Origin of the sequence: Mesorhizobium sp. M7D.F.Ca.US.004.03.1.1 (assembly GCF_003998635.1) — a bacterium.
In the GTDB taxonomy this organism is placed as follows: Bacteria; Pseudomonadota; Alphaproteobacteria; order Rhizobiales; family Rhizobiaceae; genus Mesorhizobium; species Mesorhizobium loti.
In genome coordinates this window covers 1-4,196 of record NZ_RZQG01000537.1, presented here as the reverse complement: position 1 = coordinate 4,196, position 4,196 = coordinate 1, and the positions used below count along the sequence as shown (strand labels likewise).

Sequence of the window (4,196 nt, the reverse complement as noted above, 5' to 3'; positions counted from 1 at the left end):
CGCCATGGAGAGCCCGATAAGGCCGCAGATCCTGATTTCACTGGTCGAGCTCGATATCGCTTCGATCATGCGGGCCAAGCGCGCCGGCGCCCAGGGCTACCTCTTGAAGCCATTCAACAGGCCGCAACTGCTCGAGCGTTTTCGCACCTTGAAGATCGCACCTGATTCGGTGGTGTCGAGCAATTCCAGGAAAAGCGCGTGACGCGCCTGCTGTCAGGAATTGCGTAAAAAGAGATAATTACCAGCCCATCACGCAAAAAACCCGGCCAGAGCCGGGTTTTTTATTGAAGAAAGTCCGAACGATGCCCGTCGATCAGGCGCTGACGCGGATGTCTTCCGGTTCGCGCAGCACATAGCCGCGACCCCAGACCGTCTCGATGTAATTCTGGCCGCCAGATGCCGCGTCGAGCTTCTTGCGCAGCTTGCAGATGAAGACGTCGATGATCTTGAGCTCAGGCTCGTCCATGCCGCCATAAAGATGGTTGAGGAACATTTCCTTGGTCAGCGTCGTGCCCTTGCGCAGCGAGAGCAGCTCCAGCATCTGGTATTCCTTGCCGGTCAGGTGCACGCGCTGGCCGCCGACTTCGACGGTCTTAGCATCGAGGTTGACCACCAGGTCGCCGGTGGTGATGACCGACTGGGCGTGCCCCTTGGAGCGCCGCACGATGGCGTGAATGCGGGCAACCAGCTCATCCTTGTGGAACGGCTTGGTCATGTAGTCGTCAGCGCCGAAGCCGAGGCCACGCACCTTGTCCTCGATGCCGGCCATGCCGGAGAGGATAAGGATTGGCGTCTTTACCTTGGAAAGGCGAAGCGTTCTCAAGACCTCGTAGCCCGACATATCAGGCAGGTTGAGATCGAGAAGGATGATGTCGTAATCGTAGAGCTTGCCTAGATCGACGCCCTCTTCACCGAGATCGGTCGTGTAGACGTTGAAACTTTCCGATTTCAGCATCAGCTCGATGCTTTGTGCGGTTGCACTGTCATCTTCTATCAGCAGAACACGCATTTCATTCCCCTTTTCTGCTGCCGGACCATTTCACGACCCGTCCGGACCCGGAGCAGTGGTTGCCTTGTGCAGAGGCTGCCATCAAATGGTTAACAAAACCTAATTTCCCGCCCATGACGGTACCAGATTTTTTAACCTCTTTCTACACCCTCTTGAATCTAATAACGAATCTCAGAACCAAATCCTAATGCAACACATCAATAATCTGGACTAAGTGACTCCAGAGACTCATCGACGTCGCTTCCGCATCGGCGGCCGGAATTTTTACCCGGCCTTAAGTCCTGACCCGTATGATTAACAATGCCCGTAAACGAATGGTTACCGCTGGCAAAAAACTTTAGGGTTTTGTTTCCCATAGTTCGGGGAAAGCCGGTGGACACGGGTGCGGCCTGGGCTCTTCCAGGTGGTTTGGACGATAAGTGCGGGTGTGCGTTTCCGGGAGTACGAATCATGAAGTCACGTGAAAACCTCGTTCGGCTGAAACAGTTTCAGGTGAATGAGAAGCGGCGGCAGCTGCTGCAGCTCGACATGATGATCGCCGAGTTCGAACGCATGGCCGTCGAGCTGGAGCTTCAGATCACCGCTGAAGAAAAGAAGGCCGGCATCACCGACATCAACCATTTCGCCTATCCGACCTTCGCCAAGGCGGCGCGTTTGCGCCGCGACAACCTCAGAAATTCGCAAAGCGACCTCGCGCAGCAGCGAAGCACTGCCGAATCATTACTCGGCGAAGCTGAAGCGGAGCTTTCCAAGGCGGAAATGCTGGAATCGCGTGACACCAAGATCCGCGAAGCCGAAATCGGCGGCCGCAGCGCCATGATCGGCTGAAACCGGCCTGTCCACGACATTGGCGCTTGCCATCTGGCAAGTGCATGATCTCGGCCGGCCCTGGTGGAAGGCCGCCAAGAAAACTGAGAGCCGCCCTAAGTTTTTATGCATGTCGTTTTCCCAAAACCGAGGTCACTTTTGGGCGACATACATTAGGCGGCCCAATCCCCTTCACCATCGGCAATTGCCCTCGCACGGGCGTCCTTGATGTCCGGTGCATGCTGCTCCGCCCATGATCTGATCTCGGTAAGGAGCCCCGCCAGGTTCTGGCCGAGTTCGGTCAACTCATATTCGACACGCGGCGGGATGACCGGGAAGATATCGCGCCGCACCAGTCCGTCACGCTCAAGCACGCGCAGCGTCTGCGTCAGCATCTTCGGCGTAATGCCTTCGAGCTTGCGGGCAAGCTCGCCATTGCGCAGCCGGCCTTTGCGCAGCGCGCAAACCACCAGATAGACCCATTTGCTGGCCAGCATCTCCAGCACGGTGTGCGAAGGACACGTTCGCCGGAACGCGTCATAGCCGAAACCGCAGTCGTTCTCACTATCCATGAGGTGCGTATATATCAGAAAGGTACATACTGGACAAGGGACTATTACTATCCAAATGATAGTGGCAGCAACCAAGCAGGAGATATCTCAATGCGTGCCGTTATCCAGAACTCCGTCGGCGGACCCGACGTCCTTGTCATTGCCAATCAGCCCGACCCCACACCAAAGGCCGGCGAGGTGCTGGTCCGCGTCAAAGCCGCCGGCATCAATCCGGTCGATGGCTCCGTTCGCGCCGGCCACTATCAGCTGCTCGGCGAGCCGCCCTTCATCCTGGGCTGGGATATCCCGGGAACAATCGAGGCGCTCGGCGCTGGCGTCACCGGCTTCAAGATCGGCGACGAGGTGTTCGGCATGCCGCGCTTTCCCAAGCAGGCGGCGGCTATGCCGAACTGGCGGCTGTGCCGGCCGATGAAATCGCACTGAAACCGAAGGGCGCCGACCACCTCCAGGCAGGCGCCTTGCCTTTGGCCGGCCTGACCGCCTGGCAAGGCCTCGTCCGCCATGGCGGGCTGAAATCGGGCCAGCGCGTATTGGTCCATGCGGGGGCCGGCGGCGTCGGCCATCTGGCGGTGCAGATCGCCAAGGCGCGCGGCGCCTATGTTATCGCCACCGCCAGCCCGCAAAAGCTCGATTTCGTCCGCAAACTCGGCGCCGATGAGGTCATCGACTACACCAAGGGCGATTTCACCGACCAGGTTCGCGACATCGATCTGGTGCTGGAGCCACTGGGCGGCGAGCATGCCGAACGCTCACTGAAGGTGCTCAAGCGCGGTGGCGTGCTGGTGTCCTTGCTCAATGTCAGCGACGCCACCAGGGCGCAGGCCAGTGCGCAGGGCATCCAGGTCGAGCGCATGTCCGTCGTGCCCGACAGGAAGGGCCTGCAGGAACTGGCTCAGTTGATCGATGCGAAAAAGCTCGCCGTCCATGTGGCGAAAAGCTTCCCGCTCGACCAGGCGGGGGCTGCTCACGCCTTCCTCGCCACCAAGCCGATCGGCAAGGTTGCGCTGACGGTTTGAGCGCCAAAAGACTCGTTTCGAAAACGAAGGCGCGGCTTGTCGCGCCCTTATTTCCAGCGCGCGGGCGCGGACGAACCTAGCGCGGCGCGCTGGATCGTCTCGCCTCTGCCCGGTTATATGCGAGATCGGCGACGTTGAGAAACGGGTGCGCGCTCGAGAATCCATATGGGTAGAACCAATTCGAACGGAACCTCCTATCGATCTTTAAGCCTTTTAACCCATGTTACCGAAGTAGTTAACAAGAAATACTTGGAATCTTAAGTTTTGGGACAAAGCGTGTGGTATATTCCGGGAGTACCGAGGAAAAACGCAGATGGGTTCGAAGAGACGTCAACTTCCTTGTTCGACTCATCTTCCCGTCACATGGCCTGCGAGAGGTACTGAGCGCCAATTTCCGTATGCTGGACCTGTCTGAGGGCGGAGCGGCGCTGTATATCGGCAGCTTTTCAGGCAGTCCGGATCACTTTTACCTGCAATTTGGTGACGAAAAATCCGAACTCGTGAGCTGCTACCTGGTTCAAAGGACACAACACGCGCTAAGTTGCCGATTCAGCAATCCGCTCCCAACCGCACATATCGACGCGATTATTGCCCAGAAAGAGATGGACCTAACCATCGAAAGTCTTTTTTCGAAGACGAACGAGGATTTGGTCAACGACTTCCTCGGCTCATTTGTGGAATAGATTTCTTTCATACCTGATCGGGGAAGCGCGATCTTCTCCTCGCCCTGTGGAACCCCGAAGGAGGGACGACCCATGGCTCACCCCCGCGGGTCTGCGAGCGAGCTTGCGT

The 4,196-nt window shown here is 57.8% G+C and carries 6 protein-coding genes and 1 pseudogene; 5 read left to right on the top strand and 2 right to left on the bottom strand.

What is annotated here, in order from left to right; genetic code table 11:
• Nucleotides 1–202 (top strand): annotated as a pseudogene (locus EN935_RS24830) (response regulator); the annotation flags it as partial.
• A gap of 111 nt (nt 203–313) precedes the next feature.
• On the opposite strand, the gene ctrA reads toward EN935_RS24830, so the two are convergent.
• Nucleotides 314–1,009 (bottom strand): cell cycle two-component system response regulator CtrA, encoded by a 696-nt coding sequence (gene ctrA, locus EN935_RS24825; protein WP_006203583.1) that lies wholly within the window; start codon nt 1,007–1,009, stop codon nt 314–316.
• Between the two features lie 450 nt (nt 1,010–1,459).
• Between ctrA and EN935_RS24820 the strand changes: the two genes are divergently transcribed.
• Complete coding sequence (locus tag EN935_RS24820) at nt 1,460–1,837, top strand: flagellar export protein FliJ (protein WP_109659601.1); 378 nt, start codon at nt 1,460–1,462, stop codon at nt 1,835–1,837.
• A gap of 152 nt (nt 1,838–1,989) precedes the next feature.
• Here the strand turns inward: EN935_RS24820 and EN935_RS24815 are convergent, their stop codons facing one another.
• Entirely contained in the window at nt 1,990–2,388 is a 399-nt protein-coding gene (locus EN935_RS24815; protein ID WP_109659599.1) for a helix-turn-helix domain-containing protein, read from the bottom strand.
• A gap of 90 nt (nt 2,389–2,478) precedes the next feature.
• On the opposite strand from EN935_RS24815, the gene EN935_RS42245 reads away from it, so the two are divergent.
• From EN935_RS42245 to EN935_RS24805, 3 genes are all read left to right on the top strand, one after another.
• Complete coding sequence (locus EN935_RS42245) at nt 2,479–2,811, top strand: alcohol dehydrogenase catalytic domain-containing protein (protein WP_245468739.1); 333 nt, start codon at nt 2,479–2,481, stop codon at nt 2,809–2,811.
• A complete protein-coding gene (locus EN935_RS24810; protein WP_245468738.1) occupies nt 2,787–3,404 on the top strand; it encodes an NADP-dependent oxidoreductase in 618 nt (205 codons plus the stop codon). Before EN935_RS42245 ends, EN935_RS24810 begins: the two co-directional genes overlap by 25 nt.
• Nucleotides 3,405–3,802: 398 nt before the next feature.
• The gene (locus EN935_RS24805) at nt 3,803–4,087 is read left to right on the top strand and encodes a hypothetical protein (RefSeq protein ID WP_109659595.1); all 285 of its coding nucleotides are present in this window, start codon (nt 3,803–3,805) and stop codon (nt 4,085–4,087) included.
• Nucleotides 4,088–4,196 lie beyond the last annotated feature (109 nt).

What these genes read in the sequence shown, in the direction of transcription:
- EN935_RS24820 (WP_109659601.1), top strand. Translation starts at nt 1,460, where the DNA reads ATGAAGTCACGTGAAAACCTCGTTCGGCTGAAACAGTTTCAGGTGAAT.
- EN935_RS24815 (WP_109659599.1), bottom strand. Translation starts at nt 2,388, where the DNA reads ATGGATAGTGAGAACGACTGCGGTTTCGGCTATGACGCGTTCCGGCGA.
- ctrA (WP_006203583.1), bottom strand. Translation starts at nt 1,009, where the DNA reads ATGCGTGTTCTGCTGATAGAAGATGACAGTGCAACCGCACAAAGCATC.
- EN935_RS24805 (WP_109659595.1), top strand. Translation starts at nt 3,803, where the DNA reads ATGCTGGACCTGTCTGAGGGCGGAGCGGCGCTGTATATCGGCAGCTTT.
- EN935_RS42245 (WP_245468739.1), top strand. Translation starts at nt 2,479, where the DNA reads ATGCGTGCCGTTATCCAGAACTCCGTCGGCGGACCCGACGTCCTTGTC.